The following is a 20,246-nucleotide window of genomic DNA, read 5'->3' as shown; positions in this document are numbered from 1 at the left end:
ATATCTTTTTCTCGTTCCTCAAAAAAGGATGTCACTGCAATCGCTAACGCAAGCTAATCTGCCAAGTTTGGGCTTAACCATTTTTCAGCATCTTCTTTGCTAATGTCTCTTCGTTTGGCGTAATCTTCTAATTGATCTTCAGTGATTTTTCCTAAACCAAAATATTTAGCTTCTGGATTTGCAAAATAATAACCACTTACACTCGCTGCTGGCCACATGGCAAGACTTTCGGTTAATTTTACACCAATGATTTCTTCAACTTTTAAAATGTCCCAAATGGTTTGTTTCTCTAAATGATCTGGACAAGCTGGATAACCTGGCGCTGGACGAATACCTTTATATGCTTCTTTAATCAACTCTTGATTGCTTAGGTTTTCATTAGATGCATAACCCCAAAAATCTGTACGTACTTTTTGGTGCAAATACTCTGCAAAAGCTTCAGCTAATCTGTCGGCTAACGCTTTAATCATTATTGAATTATAATCGTCGTGATTCGCTTCAAATTCTTTAGCTAATTGCTCGGTTCCAAAACCTGTAGTCACGCAAAAACAACCGATGTAATCTTGAATTCTACTCTCTTTTGGCGCAATAAAATCGGCTAATGCAAAATTTGGAACACTTTCTCGCTTTTTTAATTGCTGTCGCAGTGTTAGGAATTTTGCTGTGTCAGATTGAGTGCAGTCGAAATCTTTTTTAGATGCTGAATCAAGTTCATCATGACAATCTTCGATTATCACCTCAATATCATCATCGTTAACTGAATTTGCAGGAAATAACCCAAATACAGCTTTTGCTTTCAGTAGTTTTTCATCAAACACTTTTTGAAGCAAGACTTTGGCATCTTTATACAATTCAGAAGCTTGTTTACCAACCACTTCATCTTCTAAAATCTCAGGAAATTTACCATGTAAATCCCAACTTCTAAAAAATGGCGACCAATCGATATAGTCATTTAAAAGTGTGATGTCAAAATCTTGAAAATCTTGAATTCCTAATTGCTTTGGCTTTACAATTTCAGTAGTATTCCAATCGATTTTAAACTTTTTTTGTCGCGCTTCTTCAATAGAAATATATTCTTTTTGCTTGGTTCTGTTTAGAAATTTTTCTCTAAACAAATTATATTCTTCTCTAATTTGCGCTTTAAATATTTGGTTGTCTTTCTGTAACAAATCACCAACAACCGTTACTGCACGTGATGCATCATTAACATGAATAACCGTGTTACTGTAATGTGGCGCAATTTTTACAGCCGAATGTGCTTTGGATGTTGTCGCGCCACCAACCATTAATGGAATCTTGAAATTTTGTTTTTCCATTTCTTTTGAAATGGTTACCATTTCATCCAACGATGGTGTTATTAATCCGCTTAATCCAATAATATCTACGTTTTCTTTTTTTGCCGTTTCTATGATTTTTTCTGGCGGAACCATAACGCCTAAATCAATAATTTCGAAATTATTACAGCCTAAAACAACGCTTACAATATTCTTCCCAATATCATGAACGTCACCTTTTACGGTTGCCATTAATATTCTTCCTGCAAACTCTTGTTTGCCATCTTTTTCAGCTTCAATAAATGGTTGAAGATAGGCTACAGCTTTTTTCATTACTCGCGCAGATTTTACCACTTGAGGCAAAAACATTTTTCCGCTTCCAAATAAGTCTCCAACTACATTCATACCATTCATTAAATGACCTTCAATAACTTCTATTGGTGCATTGACGAATTGTCGTGCTTCTTCAACATCTTCAATAATAAAAGTATCAATACCTTTTACTAAAGCGTGGGTAATTCGGTTTTGTAAAGCTTCATTTCGCCATTCTTGAATCGTGTTATCGGCTTCTTTTTTATCGCCTTTTACAGTTTCGGCGTAGTCTAATAATCTTTCAGTTGCATCATCACGTCGGTCTAATAGCACATCCTCAACACGCTCTAGTAATTCTTTCGGAATTTCATCATAAACCTCTAACATGGTTGGGTTAACAATACCCATATTCATTCCGTTTTTAATGGCATGGTAAAGAAAAGCAGAATGCATCGCTTCTCTTACCGTATTGTTTCCTCTGAAAGAAAACGAAACATTACTAACGCCACCAGATACGTTTGCGTGTGGTAAATTTTCTCGAATCCACTTAGTCGCATTGAAAAAATCGAGTGCATTTTTTCGGTGTTCTTCCATACCTGTCGCCACAGGAAAAATGTTAGGATCGAAGATTATATCTTGAGGTGGAAAGTGAACAATGTCCACTAATATTTTATAGGAACGCTCACAGATTTGGATGCGTCTATCAAAGGTATCTGCCTGACCAACCTCATCAAAAGCCATCACAATGACTGCTGCACCATAACGTTTAATGCGTTTTGCTTGACGGATAAATTCAGTTTCACCTTCTTTTAAACTAATGGAATTCACAACTGATTTCCCTTGAACGACTTGCAAACCAGCTTCAATGATTTCCCATTTTGAACTATCAATCATAATTGGGACGCGTGCAATATCAGGTTCCGAAGCTATTAAATTTAAAAAGGTAGTCATGGCGTAAACGCCATCTAACATACCTTCATCCATATTAACATCTATGATTTGCGCACCGCCTTCAACTTGTTCTCTTGCCACATCAAGTGCTTCATCATATTTTTCTTCTTTAATTAATCGTAAAAATTTACGCGAGCCTGTTACGTTTGTGCGCTCACCAACATTTATAAAATTACTTTCTGGTGTAACGATTAAAGGTTCAAGACCTGATAGTTGTAAGTATTTTTTACAGTCACTTTCTTTCATTAGGCTTCAACAAATACTTTTCTTGGTTCATATTTACTAGCAACTTCGGCAATAGCTTTAATGTGTGCAGGACTTGTGCCACAACAACCACCAATAATATTGATTAAGTCATCCTTTAGATAGTTTTCTATAAGTTGTTGCATCTGTTCTGGTGATTGGTCATATTCACCAAAAGCGTTTGGTAATCCAGCGTTTGGATGTGCAGAAGTATGGAATTCGGTTTTATCAGACAAGCGTTTTAAATACGGCTGCAATTGTTCTGCACCTAATGCACAATTAAAACCAACACTTAACAATAGAATATGAGATACTGAAGTTAAAAAAGCTTCTACCGTTTGCCCTGATAATGTTCTACCAGAAGCATCTGTTATTGTTCCAGACACCATAATTGGAATATCAATATCTCGTTCTTCTTTTACTTCTTCTATAGCGAATAATGCTGCTTTCGCGTTAAGCGTATCAAAAATAGTTTCGACTAACAAAACATCTACGCCTCCATCTATTAAAGCTTCAACTTGCTCTTTATAGGCTACTCGCAATTCTTCGAAAGTAATAGCACGAAATTCTGGTCTGTTTACATCTGGACTTAAGCTTGCAGTACGGTTTGTTGGACCGATACTACCAGCTACAAAGCGAGGTTTTTCAGGGTTTTGCTTAGTAAATTCTTCCGCAACTTGTTTGGCTATTTTAGCGGATTCAAAATTTAATTCGTAAACCAAATTTTCCATTTGGTAGTCTGCCATAGCAATTGATGTTCCTGAAAATGTATTGGTTTCAACGATATCTGCACCAGCTTCAAAATATTTTCTGTGTACTTCAGCAATTGCTTCTGGTTGCGTTAAAGACAGCAAATCGTTATTACCTTTTAATGGCGTTGGATAATCTTTAAATCGCTCGCCACGAAAATCTTCTTCTGTGAATTTATATTGCTGAAGCATGGTACCCATTGCACCATCTAGCACTAAAATTCGTTTTTGTATTTCTTCTTTTATGTTTGGCATTACTTCAAAGCTTGTTTTAAATCGTTAATAATATCTTCGACATGTTCTAACCCAACAGAAACACGTATTAATCCACCTGAAATACCTGTTTTTAGGCGATCTTCCTCGGATAACTTAGCATGCGTTGTTGATGCAGGATGAGTAACAATACTCCTTGTATCTCCTAAATTAGCAGATAGCGATAAGAGTTTTATACTGTTTAAAAAGTTTCTACCAGCATCAATGCCTCCCTTTATTTCAAAAGCGACAATACTACCACCGAATTTCATTTGTTTTTTTGCTAATTCATGTTGAGGATGAGATTTCAGAAAGGGATATTTTACAAAGTTTACCTTGTCATGATTTTCTAAAAACTCAGCTATTTTCAATGCGTTATCACAATGTTTTTCTACTCTTACAGGCAAGGTTTCTAGGCTTTTTGATAAAATCCAAGCATTGAAAGGTGAAAGCGCCGGACCAGTATTTCTTGAAAACAAATAGATTTTTTGAATAAGCTCAGCGTTACCAACAGTTACGCCACCAAGAACTCTACCTTGTCCATCAATAAGTTTTGTTGCTGAATGAATGACCAGATGCGCACCAAACTTAATGGGTTGTTGTAAATAGGGAGTTGCAAAGCAATTATCTACAATAAAAATGAGATTATGTTTTTTAGCAATATCTCCTAAAAGTTCTAAATCTAGTATATCAACAGCTGGGTTTGTTGGGCTCTCAGCATAAAGAATTTTTGTGTTAGGCTGAATTAAACTTTCAATACGTTCAATTTCATTGATTCTAAAGTAACTTGTTGAAATATTCCACTTAGGAAGAATGTTATTAAACAAAGTCTGAGTAGAACCAAAAATACTTTGGCAAGACACAATATGATCACCTGAATCCAAGAGTGCAGCAAATGTTGAAAACACAGCAGACATAACAGTTGCAAATGCATAGCCACGTTCGGCACCTTCCATTTGGCATATTTTTTCGACAAATTCAGAGCTGTTAGGATTGCTATATCGACTATAGATATTACGCTCTTTTTCGTCTGCAAAAGAGGCGCGCATATCTTCAGCATCTTCAAAAATATAACTCGATGTTAGATACAAAGGGTTAGAATGTTCTAAAAACTGTGTGCGCTCTATTTGAGTGCGGATTGCTTCTGTTTCTATATGATTTTTGGCTCTTGTTTTATTATGCATTTTTCTTAATTAAAGTATTAGAAAGGCGTAAGATATCGCCAAAAACACCACGAGCTGTTACTTGAGCTCCTGCTCCAGCACCTTGTATAACTAAAGGTTGCGAGCTGTATGATTCTGTGTAAATCTCAAAAATAGCGTCAGATCCTTTTAACTGTCCTAAAGGTGAAGCTTTTGGTTCTGATATTAATTTTACTTCTAAAACATTATTCAAAACATCTAATTGACCAACATAACGCAACACAGATGCTTCTTTTTGCTGAGATCTATTAGTTTCAAAAATGCTATTTAACTCGTGTGAACGTTGTTTAAACTCTTGTAATGTTGTAGTCCCATTCAGCTGTTTTGGCACTAGAGATTCAATTTTTACATCATTTAATTCTGCATTAGAACCGAGTTCTCTAGCTAAAATCAGTAATTTTCTGGCAACATCTTTTCCTGATAAATCCTCCCTAGGATCTGGCTCTGTTAAACCTTGACTTACCGCATCATTTAACACTTGGTCAAATGGCAAAGATCCTTCTGAAAACTGATTAAAAATGTAGCTTAATGAGCCTGAGAACACACCTTTTATTTTTTCAACCTTTTCACCAGACTGATGTAAGTTTTTTATGGTTTCAATAATTGGTAAGCCTGCGCCAACATTGGTTTCGTAAAGAAACTTTTTGTTGTTTTCTTTTAAAAGCGCTCTTAAATATTCATAATAGTCATAACTCAGCGTGTTAGCCACCTTGTTGGCAGAGACAACATGAAACCCGTTTTCTATTAATGTCTCGTAATGTTCTACAAAATCGGCACTAGCAGTTGCATCTACAGCAATAGCATTTTCTACATTTAATGCTTTAAAATGACGAATAATATCTTCTACATTGTAAGGTTCGGAAAAATTTTCAAAATCTACTTCCCATTGCCCATTAATATCATTTGAAAAAAATACTAAAGTCGAGTTTGTAATAACTGGTATTTGTATATCTAATCCTTGTTCGGTTAGTAATTTTGACTTGATATTCTGAATTTGATTTATTAACGTAGAACCTACATTACCAATTCCGAATATGGCAAGATGTATCGTTGTCATGCTTTTTTAATTTTAAATTAAAAACTGGTTTTAATAGCTTAATAAGTTGCTGATACTCTATTAAAAAAGCATCGTGGCCATCATTAGATTTTAGTTCACCTATAGTAACGTTTTCTTTTGCGGATTTTAGCTCTACAAACGTGTTCCAGTTTTCATCTGATTTAAATAGTAAATCTGAATTAATTGTTATAATATGAATGTGAGAAGCAATATGTTTTGCCACTTCGGTAAACGTGCCTCTACCTTGTGTAATATCAATAGTTTTTAAAATTTGATTCATCATTTTGTAAGCTGACAACTCAAATCTTTCTTCTAGTTTTTCTCCATGATGCTCTAACCAAGTTTCAATTTTAAAAGCATCTTTTCGTTGTTTTTCTCTTTTGAATTTTGAAGCAAAAGATTCTGGCGTTCTGTAAAACGTCATAGCATGCAATCTGGCATCAAACAAAGGTTGAGAGGAATGATTTAAAATTTCATCTTGAATAAAACAATTACCAATTACCCAGTCTGTAGATTTCCAGTCTGTAGCTATTGGTATTACATATTCTGCCAAATTTGGTCGTAATGCTGCCAACTCCCAAGTAATACCACCTCCAACAGATGCGCCAACGATAGCATATAAAGCACTAATATTTAAACGATTTAATCCTTCAGAAAAAATACGCGCAATATCTCTTGCTGTAAACTCTTTATAATACTTTAAAAAAGACTCTTCTATACCACCATAACCATTTCCTGGGCAGTTAAACGCTAAAACCGTATAGATTTCAGTATCTATAACCTTACCCCTACCGACAACATCATTCCACCAACCATTTTCACCTGTAACTTGCGAATTTCCTGTTAAGGCATGATTTACCAATACTATTGGATTGTTTCCTAATGGCTTTCCAAATAACTGATACGACAATCTAAGGCTAATGTTTCTGCCACTGCACAACTCAAAATGATCTAGTTCTATAAATTTGAGAACACTCATAATTACATTTCTTTTGATTCTTCAATCATGATTTCAAAATCAAACGAGTGAAAAAATTCACTCAGTCTGATTAAACAACACTATACAAAAAGAGATTAAACTAATTGTGGGGTTTTTACCAATTGAAAAGCTTCCTTTAAGTCGGCTTTTAGGTCTTCTATATTTTCAAGACCAACTGATAATCTTATAAGGTCTTTTGTAACTCCTGTGCTTTCTTGTGCCTCATCGCTTAATTGCTGATGCGTTGTGCTTGCAGGATGAATTATTAGTGATTTTGTATCTCCAATATTTGCTAATAATGAAAATAATTTTGTTTTATCTGCCACAATTTTTGCAGCATCATAGCCACCATCAACTCCAAAAGTTACAATACCACTTTGTCCTTTTGGTAAGTATTTTTTTGCCAGAACTTTGTATTTACTAGTTTCTAAACCAGGATAATTTACCCATGTAACTTCCGGTTGTTCTTGTAGCCATTTTGCAAGCTGAAGTGCATTTTCACTATGCTTTTTTATACGTAATTCCAAAGTTTCTAACCCTTGAATGATTTGAAATGCATTAAAAGGACTTAATGCACCACCATAGTCTCTTAAACCTTCGACTCTAATCTTTGCAATAAAGGCTGATGACCCAAGAGCTTCACTATATACTAAGCCGTGGTAACCAGGTGAAGGCTCCGTAAATTCAGGGAATTTTCCGTTAGTCCAATCAAATGTACCTGCATCTATAATTACACCACCAAGAGAAGTTCCGTTGCCGTTGATGTACTTTGTTAGCGAGTGAATTACAATATTAGCACCATATTCAATTGGGTTTAATAAATAAGGCGTAGCAACTGTATTATCTACAATTAATGGCACCTTGAATGCTTTGGCTTCATTAGAAATTGCTTCAATATCTAAAACGTCTAACTTTGGATTTCCAAGAGACTCAACAAAAAATACTCTGGTATTTTCTTGAGTAGCATTTTTAAAGTTTTCCGGATTTGAAGGATCTACGAATGTAGTTGTTATACCATGTCTTGGCAGAGTTACGCTCAACAGATTATACGTTCCTCCATACAAGCTACTCGACGCTACAATGTGATCTCCAGCTCTTAACAAGGTTAGTAGCGTCGTTGAAATTGCTGCTGTACCAGATGCTGTAGCTACTGCACCAATACCTCCTTCAAGATCAGCAAGTCGCTGCTCTAAAATATCGTTTGTAGGATTATTTAATCTTGTATAAATAAACCCTGGAACAGAAAGATTAAAACGTCCTGCTGCATCATCAGCATCATCAAATACATACGAAGTGGTTTGGTAAATAGGAACTGCTCTAGTTCCGCCATTGTTTTTTACATCGTGTCCTGCGTGCAACGCTTTTGTTGCAAATTTTTGGGTACTCATTTTTCTAAGTTTTTGAGTTAATAAATAATTAAACCAAAAGCCAAATAAGCCTCTTTGAGAAGCGTACTTAATAGAAAAATGTTATAAAGAAAATGCCAATTACAGATGAGTAATTGGTCTTGAGTTATCTATCCGAACTGGCAAGAAATGATTTGCGTGTTCAAGTAGAATTTAGCACCTTCTTAGTAAGTCTAAGGGTTGCTAAGGCTTCACAGGGTCTATTCCCTCCACCTTTCTTGATAACATTTCAGTAAGTTTTTGAACTTTGTGAGTGCAAATATTGCGATACAAAAATTTAAATTCAAAATAATTTTCAAAATTTTTTAAATATTTAACAAAACTCAGAACCCAAAAAACATTTCAAAACCTGTATGCTTATTGCTGTTGAGCCAGGTAAAAAACAAACTGAAATGATATCATTTTTACTATTTTAAGATTTCATTATCATTTCAAGATGCGCTATCTTAAATTTAATCTCTATTTTTGCCAAGATTTACAAAGAGGAAAAATTTGTCTGATTGCAACCTCTTAAACTGAAACCCATTCAGTTTGAACAAAAATGCTAAAGCAGTTAGTTTACGACTTCTCTAGCAACCAAGCAATCTCATATTTTTCGAAATAATAAACTAAAATATAGGATTTATGCCATATTTATTTACTTCTGAGAGTGTATCAGAAGGACATCCAGATAAAGTTGCAGACCAAATTAGCGATGCATTAATTGATAACTTTTTAGCTTTTGACCCAGAGTCTAAGGTAGCTTGCGAGACCTTAGTAACTACAGGACAAGTAGTCCTAGCTGGTGAAGTAAAGTCTAATACCTATCTCGATGTACAACAAATTGCAAGAGACACAATTAATAAGATTGGCTACACAAAAGGTGAGTACATGTTTGACGGTAACTCTTGTGGAGTAATATCTGCAATACACGAGCAATCTGAAGACATTAACAGAGGTGTAGACAGAGCTAGTAAAGAAGAACAAGGTGCAGGCGACCAAGGTATGATGTTTGGTTATGCTACTAATGAAACAGATAACTACATGCCTTTAGCATTAGACCTGTCTCATCTTATTCTTAAAGAATTAGCAGCGCTTCGTCGCGAAAACAAAGATATTACGTACTTAAGACCAGACTCTAAAAGTCAGGTAACTATAGAGTATAGTGATGATAATACACCTCAGCGCATCGATGCTATTGTGGTATCTACACAACATGATGATTTTGATACTGATGATGCTATGCTGGCAAAAATCAGAAAAGATATTGTTGAGATTTTAATCCCTCGTGTTATTGCTAAAGTACCAGACCATATTAAGCCATTATTTAATGATGATATTAAATATCACATTAACCCAACAGGTAAATTTGTAATAGGTGGACCACACGGAGATACAGGTCTAACAGGTAGAAAAATTATAGTAGACACCTATGGTGGAAAAGGAGCACATGGTGGTGGAGCATTTTCTGGAAAAGACCCAAGTAAAGTAGATCGTAGTGCTGCTTACGCAACAAGACATATTGCAAAAAACTTAGTTGCTGCAGGTGTTTGCGACGAAGTTTTAGTACAAGTATCTTATGCTATAGGAGTTGTAGAGCCTATGGGAATTTTTATAGATACTTATGGTACTTGCCCATTTAATCTTACAGATGGCGAAATTGCTAAAAAAGTTTCTGAAATTTTTGATATGCGACCAGCTGCAATAGAAGAGCGTTTAAAACTTCGTCAACCAATGTACAGCGAAACTGCTGCTTATGGACACATGGGAAGACAAAATGAAGTTGTAAAGAAAACTTTTGAAAAGTTAAATGGAGAGCCAAAAACTCTAGAAGTAGAATTATTTACTTGGGAAAAGCTCGATTATGTAGATAAGGTTAAATCTGCATTTGGCTTGTAAGGAATAAACATTATAAAATTTAAAGAACTCTGATTATTAATTTAGTCAGAGTTTTTTGTTTATAAGGAAAGGTAGGAATTTGAGAGTTATAATTGTTTTATCTACACAACGTCTCACCGAGACTTACTTTTAACTAAATCAACTCATTATGAAAAGAATTAAAAACTTCCCAAATCTTATTTTAATACTTTTATTATCGCTAATTGTGGTAACATCTTGCCTTGGTGATGACGAAAGCATAGGTGGAAGCGACCCACAAGAAAATATTCCAGACACCTTTTCTGAATATTTTGGAAATGAAATTTCTCGTGACTTCTTGGGAACAGTTATCGACAAAAACCATAATCCTATTGAAGGAGCTACAATTACTATCGGTAGCGAAACCGCAACAACAGACAGCAATGGTGTTTTTATGATTAACGGAGCTACAGTTAAGCAACGTTTTGGCTATATAAAAGCCGAGAAAGCTGGATATATTCACGCTTCACGTAGCGTTGTACCTTCTAACGGAACAAATAAAGTCTCCATTATGATGCTAGAAGCTACAGTTGTAGGCTCTGTAACAAGTGGCTCTTCTGGAACCGTTACAGCTACCGATGGTAGTTCTGTAAGTTTTGATGGAAATTTCATCAAAGAAGACGGCTCAACTTATGATGGTTCTGTAGATGTTATTTTACATCATTTAGATCCTGCCGATGATGATATGCCAATGCAAATGCCAGGAATGTTATATGCTGAAAATGAAAATGGTGCAGAGCGTATGCTTCAAACTTTGGGTATGCTTGCTGTAGAACTTAGAGGTTCTGGTGGCGAAGATTTAAATTTACCTGAAGGTTCAACTTCTGAAATTAAAATCCCTGTAGATGCTAGTCTAATGAGTATAGCTCCTACTACCATTCCGCTTTGGTATTTTGATGAAGTCAATGGTTATTGGAAAGAAGAAGGACAAGCAACCTTGCAAGGTAATATGTATGTTGGTACAGTATCTCACTTTAGCTTTTGGAATTGTGATATTCCTGCAGAGGCTATTACACTTTGTATTACTACAACAGATGAAGACAATGTTTCTTTAGCAAATATGGTAGTGTCCATTACTAGCTCAACATTTGGCACCACCTATGGCTACACTAATGAGAATGGTGAAGTTTGCGGTTACGTACCAAGTAATGAAAGTTTAATTCTTAATGTTTATAGTTACGACATGTGTGGAGATGCTCCATTACACACAGAAACTGTAGGTCCATTTACTGTAGATTCTAGTATTACAGTTACAGTACCTGATAATCCAGATATTATCCAAGAAACTGTAGTAGGAACTTTCAACACTTGCGATGGTAATGCCGTAACAGACGGCTACGTACGATTAAGCTACGGTTACCAAACTTTTATTGATGCTGTAACTAATGGTGAGTTTGAAATTAATCTTTTAAGATGTAGTGATAATAACACGTTTGCTATAGAGGCTAGTGACTACGTTAACTTACAGGTTACAGATAGTATAAGTTATACATTTACAACACCTCTGACTAACATTGGTACTATCTCTGCTTGCAATGCCGTAACTGAGTTTATAGAATATACGGTAGATGATGGTGAGAGTACTTTAATTTTTGAAAATATTTCTGCTAACTTTTATGTAGAAAGTCCTAATTATCCTGGGCCAACACTAGATATATTTGCATCAAGTAATGATCAAGGAAATTGTTATTACATGTATGGAGCACTTAATGACCCTGATTATTTAGGCACTTATGACAACTATGTCTTTAACGGTACAGTAGGTGACACAGGTTTCTTTATTGGTGAATGTCTAAGTGTTTCTGATGAAAACAATAGCATCACATACAACCTCACTGCTTTAGGCAATGTTGGTGAGTATATTGATATCAACTTCAGTGGCTCTTATGAGGATTGGGATGGTAACGCACATAGCATAAACGGAGTTGTTCATGTTTTAAGAGACAATTAAGATAGATTTATAAAGTAAAAAAGGGCTTCTCATGTTATTTAGAGAAGCCCTTTTTGTTTTATAAAGTATAAGTCAATCTAAACGTAATAAATCTAGGTTGTATAAAAGTCTCAGAACTAAATACTGAAATAGTACCTGCACCATTACTAATATTAGAATCTATATCTAAAATATTAGAAGCTCTTAACGAGTATTCCCATTTGGCATCTCTGTCTTTTCTGTAGCGTAAAGATGCATCCCAAGTTTTAAAAACTTGTGTTTGTCCATCGCTTTCTTGTTCGTTATAAGTAAACTCCGTTACAAACGTTAAGGCATCCCAAATGTAAGCATCAAACTCTATAGATGGCGCTCTGGTTATAAACTTGGTAGTATTGTTACCTTGCTCGTTATCTCTTACAGTATATCTGTATCGCAACCTTACGTTTGGTGCTTCTCTAAAGTTGGTTCTTAACTCCGGAGAATAGGATTGTGTAAAGCTTTCATTAAGCGATTGTCTTCCTTGTATAAACTGATTTAATTTGCTGTAATTAAAATTAGCTCCCATACGTGCTCTAATTTTACCAAACGTACGCTCTACTCTACCAAAAACCGAAGCACTCTCATCTGCAAACTGCGAGTTGAAGAATGTACTTGTTCTAATAACACTTTCAAAATTGGTTAATCCACGTATTTGATCTTCATTTTTGCTGTAGTTGGCTCCTGCAAATACATTGGTATAATTAAACAAATTGAAACTACTATAAAACAATCTAAAGTTATGTGACAATGCATTCTGTAATTCAGGATTACCATATTGTATACTGTTATAATTATTAAGCACTAAACCTTCAGCAATATTTGTAATATCCGTAAAGGTATTCGTCATGTTGTAGTTAAACTGCAAAGACTCGCTCTTTTTAAACTGGACACGTGCTTCAAAATCTGGTAATACATTTAAGAAATTATCTTTAAACGTGTCTCCATTTTGTGTATTCTGATTACTATACGCATGAAAAGATACTCCAGGTGTAAATGTAAATTTACCTGTTTTAAATCTATAGTGTACACCTAAATACACATCACTAAAACGATACTCTACATTGTCATTTTCTGCAGTAAGCAACTCACCTTCGTTTGTTATAGTTGGTGTAGGATTTAAGCGTGTACCATCATCTAAAAACTGAAAGATGTTAGAATTAAATTTTTGGTTACTGAATATAGTTCCTAAGGTAAGGTTAATGTTACTTTTAGAATTAAGAATATTGAAATAATCTACCTTGGCATCTAATTGGTTACTCTTTACACGTCTTTCTTGGTTTAAGTCATAACTCAACTGATTTAAATCCAAGCCTAAGCCTGTTGCTGTATTGTCAAAAGCATTGTTTTCATCATCTAAAATAGCATTGTAAAAAGGGTCTTCATCTTTGATTAAATGCTGAGCTTCAAAAGCAAAAATATTGTTCTCGTTAAGCGTATAATAATAGTTTAAATTTTGATTAATACTGAATGGCTTTACTTGATTTACTTGATTAGTATTTCCAACCACAGAAGAAAATAAATTCTGACGCTCTTTATCATCTGATAAACGTGCCAACACATCGTAATCTAATTGATTATTGACGTTTGGCTTATAAGAAGCACTCAACTTTGCAATAAACTGATTGGTTGCCTCTCTACCAGTAGATACGGTTTCTTCATCTGGAGGAATGGTTGTTGATTCATCTATATCTGTAGTTGAAGGATCATCTTCTACTTCGATATAATCAACAAAGCTCTCTTCTCTGGTTCTTAAACGACTACTGTTAAAAATTAAAAATCCACTTAAATCTAAAGCTTTATTAGGCGAGTAACTGAAGTTAGCAGATGCCAATTTAGTCACCACTTCTTGTGCGTTTGCAATACTGGTTAGACCGCCAAGTCCATTATCACCAAGATTTATACTGGTTCCACTAGTTCTGCTTGGCATACGAAATCCACCACCAAAGCCACGAAGATCTCTATTGGTTAACGCTACCTCTCCAATATTATTCATATCACCAATTAGGTTGATACTATACTTTGGACTATAATAAAACAACTTGGGTTGTACTAAGTAAAGTTCGTCATTTGGTGAAGGAGCAGTACCTGTACCAGCAGTAACATCTCCAAACCAAAAATTTTCTTTTCCTTCCTTTAGCTTAATGTTAATAGCAACATTATCTTGATTGTTTTGCACTCCACTTAACTGCCCAACTTCTGAATAATTTCTTAGCACCTGAACTTTATCTACTGCATTTGAAGGAATATTTTTAGTTGCCAGTTTGGTATCTCCATCAAAGAAATCTTTTCCGTTTACCATGAGCTTGCTTACAGTTTTACCTTCAACTTCAATTTGACCATCGTCATTAATCTCAACTCCTGGCAACTTTTCTAGGACATCTTCAAGTTTACGTTCACTTCCGTTTTTAAACGAATCTGCATTATAAACAATTGTGTCTCCTTTTACAGTTACTGGCATTTCGTATGTTAACTCAACAGCATCTAAAGAATTGTCTGGCATTAAGGTAAAGTCCTTTGTAATATCAACCTCTGTTGTTGTGATAATCTCGTCATGAGACTTTAAACCTATATAGCTTATCTGCACTTTGTATTTGCCGTTTTTGCCTAAAGCCAAAACGTATTTTCCCTTGTCATTAGTTACAGCATAAGACTCTAAACCATTAGTTTCTTGATTTATAGCAATGACATTTGCCAATTCTAATGGAGTACCAATACTGTCTTTTACAACACCTTGCATTTTAATTTGAGCAAAGGAACTTCCAGCTGCTACCAAACATAGTAGCAATACTATTTTTTTCATAAGTTGATTGTGTTAGATTTTAGTGTCTTCTTCCTCCTCCTGGACGATCACCTCTTCGTCCTCCGTACATCTCTCGCATTTCCTGCATTTTCTTAGTGATGATTTCGTTATACTCTGCTTTGGTTACCTCATCACCTTTTTTTGGTTTTTCTATCTCTTCTTTTTCTTCAGGATTCATAACTATCTTAGTACATAGAATGGTCGTTCTATCTGCATTAATTTCTAAGATTAAACCTGGCAAACCCCAATAATCGTCTGGCCCTTGATTGATTGGCACTTGTGGAGTATACCATGCAACTACCTCAATAGTTTTTGGTACTTCAATCTCATTCATTGGGTCGTTATCCTTTTTTAAAGAGTCGTTTTTCTTTTCAGCTTCTTTCTTGTCTTCGTCTGTATCTCCTCGACGTCTCATGCTTCTCCAGTCAAACTCATCAACAGTTTTTGTAGCTGTTGCTTTAAAGCATGTATACTGACCTATTTGCTTGGTTTCAGTTCCCATTTTCCACTCTAAAGACTTTAACTCGTCTTTAATTAAAAACTGCTTTCCAAAGAACTCCTGATCTTGTAGCAACTCCTTAGATTTTACGTTTTTATATTTTGGCCCTCCAGTAAAACTACTTGCAAACCCTCCAAAACGCCCACCTGAACCCGGAGCTTCTAATTTTTCGTCTTCCTTGTATATAGATTCTTCTTTATTAAAGGTTAAGATATATTCTTTTTCCAAAAAGCTTTTCATGCGCTCTTCGATACGCTTTTTTTGTTCAGGAGTCATTTCTCTTCCTCCCCATTGATCTAAATCCATTGTGGTCTTAGACATGTAATATGCTTTTCCCTGAAAGTCTTTTTGAGCAAATGAAATTGTGCAAAAACATAGTAAAACTAGAGATGCAAAAATTTGAAGTGAATTTTTCATTTTATAAGTTTAATCTTGATTAACAAATGTAAATTTATTGTTCTAAGCAGTTACTTAGACCTCTTTAGATGCTATTTGTTAAATTTAATTGCGTTAAACTTATGTTAATGATTTAACCGCCTATACGTATCTCGATGGTTTCGCCGTTGTCTCTTCCTTTTCTTGGCCTGAATCTCTCCATCATCTCCTTGGATTTTTTTTCCATAATTTCTTCGTACTTCTCTCGGTTAACTTCTTTTCCTTTCTCAGGTTCCTTAATTTCGACCTTATCTTTTGGGTTAAGCACAATTTTACTGCATACAATAGTTAATTTGCCATCATGGACTTCTAAAATTAAACCTGGTAGTCCTTGATAATTATCAGGACCATTATTAATAGGAATCTGAGGCGTGTACCAAGCTGTAACGATACGTTCTTCCATCTCAGGCTCTTTATCCTCTATTTTTTCATCATCATTACTATTATATACTACTCTTGGTTTTTCAATCATCTTAGTATAAGTTGCTTTATAGCATTGATATTCCCCAATATATTTAGTTTCAGAACCTAACACCCATTCTGTTTTTTCTATATCATCCTTTACAAGAAATATTTTTCCAAAAGTGTCAACCTGTTCAGCATACCTTTGTTCTTTTGTATTTTTATACAATACATCGGAGCCACCTCCATCACCAATAGAGACAAACTGAAATCCATCTCCCATACCAACATTAGGCTTATCTAATTCTTCTTCTTGCTTGTATATAGATTCCTCTTTGTTAAAGTTAAGGGTAAAGGTCTTTTGAAATTGTTTTTTCATCATTTCCAGCATTTTTTGCTGCATTTCATCATTCATCTTAGTGCTGTCTAACTTAATATCTACTTGTCTTTGTGTTTTATATGTTGCAACACCTTGAAATTCTTGAGCATTAACAGCCGTAAATACAGCTGTTAATGTCAAAACTAAAACTCTAATAATTGTTGTCATTTGATTGATTCTTTTAAGATTTCTAAATTTCTACAACACAAATATCTAAAGTAAGTTTTAGTATTTAGGTTAACTAGTGTTAACGTGTGTTAACCGATTGATGCTAAGTAGTTTTTTACATTTACTTTTGAAGTATGAACGATAAACGATATAAATGGATTTTGTATACCATTGTAACTGTAATTGTGGTTACAATAGGCATACAAGTGTTTTGGAACTACAAGAACTATCAATCCAACAAACAGCAACTTATTAATGATGTTCAGGTAAGTTTAGATAAAGCTGTAGATGATTATTATACCGCTTTGGCAGAGCGAACTACCATTGGAATTTTCTTAGAAGGAGATGAACAGAAAGATCCATTAAAAGAAGGTGGTCATATCCAAAAACTCTTAAAACAAATCGATGAAGATTCTTTTGGCTTTAAAAACATGGATAGTATTGATGTTAATTCAATTGAAGGTATTACAGTAATGAGAGGTTTTAGTGCCGATTCAATGTCTGATGTCTTTGATAGAAAACTTAAACCTATAGAATTTAAAGAGTTAAATCTAAAAATTGACAGTCTAAAAAAAGTAAAAGGAACAAACCAAGCCTTTCAGTTTAAAAGTAAATTCGATAGTATTAAAAATCCTAAAACCTTAACTGATGCCTATCAAATTGAAATGCTAACTTCAAAAATTGTGGTTTCTATTAATAATGACAGCCTAGATTTAGTTGAACTAGATAGTTTGGTTGGTATAGAATTATTGAGAAAAAAACTTTTCCTAGATTACGACTTACATTTCGATAATGGCAAAGAAAACAAGACCGATTCCATTCGGTACACATCCAAAAGATTGAAAACAAGTTCAAAGTCTACCTTCTTACCAAAAGGAAGTACATTAGGTATTAGTTTTACCAATGAAACTGCGTTAGTTCTAAAACGAAGCCTTGGTGGTATTCTTATTTCAACATTACTTATAGCGGCTGTAATAAGCAGTCTTTTTTATCTACTAAAAATTATAAAACATCAAAAACAACTCGCCGAAGTAAAAAACGACCTTATTAGCAATATTACACACGAGTTTAAAACACCTATTGCCACCATAGGAGTAGCTCTAGAAAGTATTAATAACTTTAATGCCATTGAGGACAAAGAGAAAACGAAAAACTATATTAACATGTCTTCGCAGCAGTTAGAAAAACTGAATCTTATGGTTGAAAAACTGTTGGAAACAGCAACTTTAGATAGTGATAAATTAGAACTTAACAAAGAATCGATTGATGTTGTAACACTCTTAAATGATTTATCTCGACGCTATAAAATTCAATATCCTGAAAAAGAATTTAACACGAGTCTTAAAGTTGAACATTTAGAAATTAAAGTAGATAGTTTTCATTTTGAAAACGCTTTAAATAACATTTTAGACAATGCCGTTAAATACGGAGGCGATATTATTTCTATTGATTTAATTCCGAAGGAAAAAAATTTTGAAATTCTAATTTCGGACAACGGAAACACATTATCTAAAGCCAACAAAGAACGTATTTTTGAAAAATTTTATCGTGTACCAAAAGGCAATACACACGATGTAAAAGGCTTTGGCATTGGTTTATATTACACCAAATCTATTATTGAAAAACATGGAGGCACTATTGATGTTAGCTTAGCAAAAGATTTAACCACTTTTAAAATTACACTTCCAAATGGCTGAAAAAATAAAACTACTTCTGGCTGAAGATGAAGCCGCATTGGGACAGATTATAAAAGAAAGTTTAGAGACCAGAGATTTTGATGTGGTACTTTGTAACGATGGTGAAAAAGCATTTGAAAAATATCAGTCTGAACAACCTGAAATACTGGTTCTCGATGTAATGATGCCAAAAAAAGACGGCTTTACTCTAGCAAAGGATATAAGAGCTATTGATGATGCTATTCCTATTATTTTTTTAACTGCTAAATCACAAACAGCAGATGTCGTTGAAGGATTTTCTATTGGTGGTAATGATTACTTGAAGAAACCATTTAGTATGGAAGAGCTTATTGTACGCATTCACAATTTACTAAACCGTACCAAAGTTCAAAAAACATCTGAAAGTTTAGTGATTGGTAAGTACACTTTTGATTTTCCTAAACAACACCTCTTTTTTGAAAACGAAGAAGGCATTCAACTTACTCACAGAGAAGCACATTTATTGTTTCACTTAATTAAAAATAAAAATCAGGTTTTAGACCGTTCTTTAATTCTCAACAAACTTTGGGGAACGGACGATTTTTTCTCTGCCAGAAGCATGGATGTTTTTATAACCAAGCTCAGAAAAAAACTTAAAAAAGACGAGAGCATACAAATTATAAATGTTCGTGGGTTTGGATACAAGCTCACGGATTAAAGCCTTGTACTGTTTTTGTATTAAACATAATGTTTCTTTTTAATTTTGAAAAAATTCTGAAACAAGTTCAGAATGACACAATCATTGGTGCAATTTTTGTATTTTTCTGTCTTGTATGAAACGTATAGCTTATTTCTTTTTTCTTTTGAGTGTTTCTGTTTTTGCCCAAAACAAAGTGCAAATGCAGTTAAATGATTCTACCAAAATAAAGGCAAAATCTGTCTATGGTATAGATACTTTTGGTACGTTATATTACGCTACAGATGATAATACGTTTAACAAAAAAACTAAAGACACTACCATTACGTATGCCAACTTTCAACTTGGTGAAATCACAACTGCAAACACATTCAACCCATTAAAAATCAATCTTTTTTATAAAGATTTTAATACTGTCGTTATTTTAGATAATCGTTTAGCTGAAGTTTTTAAAGTAGACTTCAATACGCTTCAAAATTATAAAAACGTAAGTTTTGTATCTACAGGTTATGACAATACGCTTTGGATATTTAATCAGGATTTACAGCAATTAGAATTATACGATTACAAGACCAATAAAATAAAGCAAAAAACAGTACCTGTACAATCTGAAGTTTTAGATTTAAAGAGCGATTATAACAATTGCTATATGCTTACCGAAAAGTATCTGTATATCTATAATTATTTCGGAAGTTTAATTGCTAAATACCCTAACAAAGGTTATGAAAACATGGCATTTAGTAAGGCGCAACTGGTTTTAAGAAAAGAAAACAATCTCTTTTTACTATCTAAAAACAGTGATGAAATACAACCCATAGAACACCCAAATTTGTTAATAAGTCAGTTTTTGGTAACCAACGAAACCTTGTATATTTACCACGACGAAATTCTACGTCAATACCAACTTAAACTACAATAAAT

The 20,246-nt window shown here is 34.2% G+C and carries 14 protein-coding genes and 1 riboswitch; of the genes, 5 read left to right on the top strand and 9 right to left on the bottom strand.

Annotation, left to right across the window (positions count from 1 at the left end; translation table 11 throughout):
- Positions 1 to 53: 53 nt before the first annotated feature.
- The 6 genes from metH to MST30_RS08100 all read right to left on the bottom strand — a co-directional run bounded on the left by metH (position 54) and on the right by MST30_RS08100 (position 8,407).
- Positions 54 to 2,783 (bottom strand): methionine synthase, encoded by a 2,730-nt coding sequence (gene metH / locus MST30_RS08125; protein ID WP_243470921.1) that lies wholly within the window; start codon positions 2,781 to 2,783, stop codon positions 54 to 56.
- A complete protein-coding gene (locus tag MST30_RS08120) occupies positions 2,783 to 3,784 on the bottom strand; it encodes a homocysteine S-methyltransferase family protein (RefSeq protein WP_243470920.1) in 1,002 nt (333 codons plus the stop codon). The genes metH and MST30_RS08120 overlap by 1 nt, the downstream gene beginning before the upstream one ends.
- Positions 3,784 to 4,965 carry a trans-sulfuration enzyme family protein gene (locus MST30_RS08115; protein WP_243470919.1) on the bottom strand — a complete coding sequence of 394 codons (1,182 nt, stop codon included), beginning with the start codon at positions 4,963 to 4,965 and terminating at the stop codon, positions 3,784 to 3,786. Before MST30_RS08115 ends, MST30_RS08120 begins: the two co-directional genes overlap by 1 nt.
- Positions 4,958 to 6,040, bottom strand: coding sequence for a homoserine dehydrogenase family protein (locus MST30_RS08110; protein ID WP_243470918.1), 1,083 nt, complete (start codon positions 6,038 to 6,040; stop codon positions 4,958 to 4,960). Before MST30_RS08110 ends, MST30_RS08115 begins: the two co-directional genes overlap by 8 nt.
- Positions 6,003 to 7,019, bottom strand: coding sequence for an alpha/beta fold hydrolase (locus tag MST30_RS08105; protein WP_243470917.1), 1,017 nt, complete (start codon positions 7,017 to 7,019; stop codon positions 6,003 to 6,005). The genes MST30_RS08110 and MST30_RS08105 overlap by 38 nt, the downstream gene beginning before the upstream one ends.
- 95 nt (positions 7,020 to 7,114) lie before the next feature.
- Positions 7,115 to 8,407 (bottom strand): O-acetylhomoserine aminocarboxypropyltransferase/cysteine synthase family protein, encoded by a 1,293-nt coding sequence (locus MST30_RS08100; RefSeq protein ID WP_243470916.1) that lies wholly within the window; start codon positions 8,405 to 8,407, stop codon positions 7,115 to 7,117.
- 121 nt (positions 8,408 to 8,528) lie between these two features.
- A riboswitch (SAM riboswitch) is annotated at positions 8,529 to 8,653 on the bottom strand.
- A gap of 396 nt (positions 8,654 to 9,049) precedes the next feature.
- Between MST30_RS08100 and metK the strand changes: the two genes are divergently transcribed.
- Positions 9,050 to 10,303, top strand: coding sequence for a methionine adenosyltransferase (gene metK, locus MST30_RS08095; RefSeq protein ID WP_243470915.1), 1,254 nt, complete (start codon positions 9,050 to 9,052; stop codon positions 10,301 to 10,303).
- A gap of 148 nt (positions 10,304 to 10,451) precedes the next feature.
- Positions 10,452 to 12,272, top strand: a complete 1,821-nt coding sequence (locus tag MST30_RS08090; protein ID WP_243470914.1) for a carboxypeptidase-like regulatory domain-containing protein — start codon at positions 10,452 to 10,454, stop codon at positions 12,270 to 12,272.
- Between the two features lie 58 nt (positions 12,273 to 12,330).
- On the opposite strand, the gene MST30_RS08085 is transcribed toward MST30_RS08090, so the two are convergent.
- The 3 genes from MST30_RS08085 to MST30_RS08075 form a co-directional block, all read right to left on the bottom strand.
- Entirely contained in the window at positions 12,331 to 15,090 is a 2,760-nt protein-coding gene (locus tag MST30_RS08085; RefSeq protein WP_243470913.1) for a carboxypeptidase regulatory-like domain-containing protein, read from the bottom strand.
- 19 nt (positions 15,091 to 15,109) lie between these two features.
- Positions 15,110 to 16,006, bottom strand: a complete 897-nt coding sequence (locus MST30_RS08080) for a GLPGLI family protein (RefSeq protein WP_243470912.1) — start codon at positions 16,004 to 16,006, stop codon at positions 15,110 to 15,112.
- A gap of 112 nt (positions 16,007 to 16,118) precedes the next feature.
- Complete coding sequence (locus MST30_RS08075; protein ID WP_243470911.1) at positions 16,119 to 16,946, bottom strand: GLPGLI family protein; 828 nt, start codon at positions 16,944 to 16,946, stop codon at positions 16,119 to 16,121.
- 161 nt (positions 16,947 to 17,107) lie between these two features.
- Between MST30_RS08075 and MST30_RS08070 the strand changes: the two genes are divergently transcribed.
- The 3 genes from MST30_RS08070 to MST30_RS08060 all read left to right on the top strand — a co-directional run bounded on the left by MST30_RS08070 (position 17,108) and on the right by MST30_RS08060 (position 20,244).
- On the top strand, positions 17,108 to 18,670 hold the full coding sequence (locus tag MST30_RS08070) for a sensor histidine kinase (protein WP_243470910.1): 1,563 nt from the start codon (positions 17,108 to 17,110) through the stop codon (positions 18,668 to 18,670).
- The gene (locus MST30_RS08065; protein WP_243470909.1) at positions 18,663 to 19,346 is read left to right on the top strand and encodes a response regulator transcription factor; all 684 of its coding nucleotides are present in this window, start codon (positions 18,663 to 18,665) and stop codon (positions 19,344 to 19,346) included. Before MST30_RS08070 ends, MST30_RS08065 begins: the two co-directional genes overlap by 8 nt.
- Before the next feature lie 115 nt (positions 19,347 to 19,461).
- Positions 19,462 to 20,244 (top strand): hypothetical protein, encoded by a 783-nt coding sequence (locus MST30_RS08060; RefSeq protein WP_243470908.1) that lies wholly within the window; start codon positions 19,462 to 19,464, stop codon positions 20,242 to 20,244.
- The last annotated feature ends 2 nt before the right edge of the window (positions 20,245 to 20,246 follow it).

The sequence above is a fragment of the Winogradskyella sp. MH6 genome (assembly GCF_022810765.1).
Classification (GTDB): Bacteria; Bacteroidota; Bacteroidia; order Flavobacteriales; family Flavobacteriaceae; genus Winogradskyella.
This window is presented reverse-complemented; position numbering and strand designations above follow the sequence as displayed.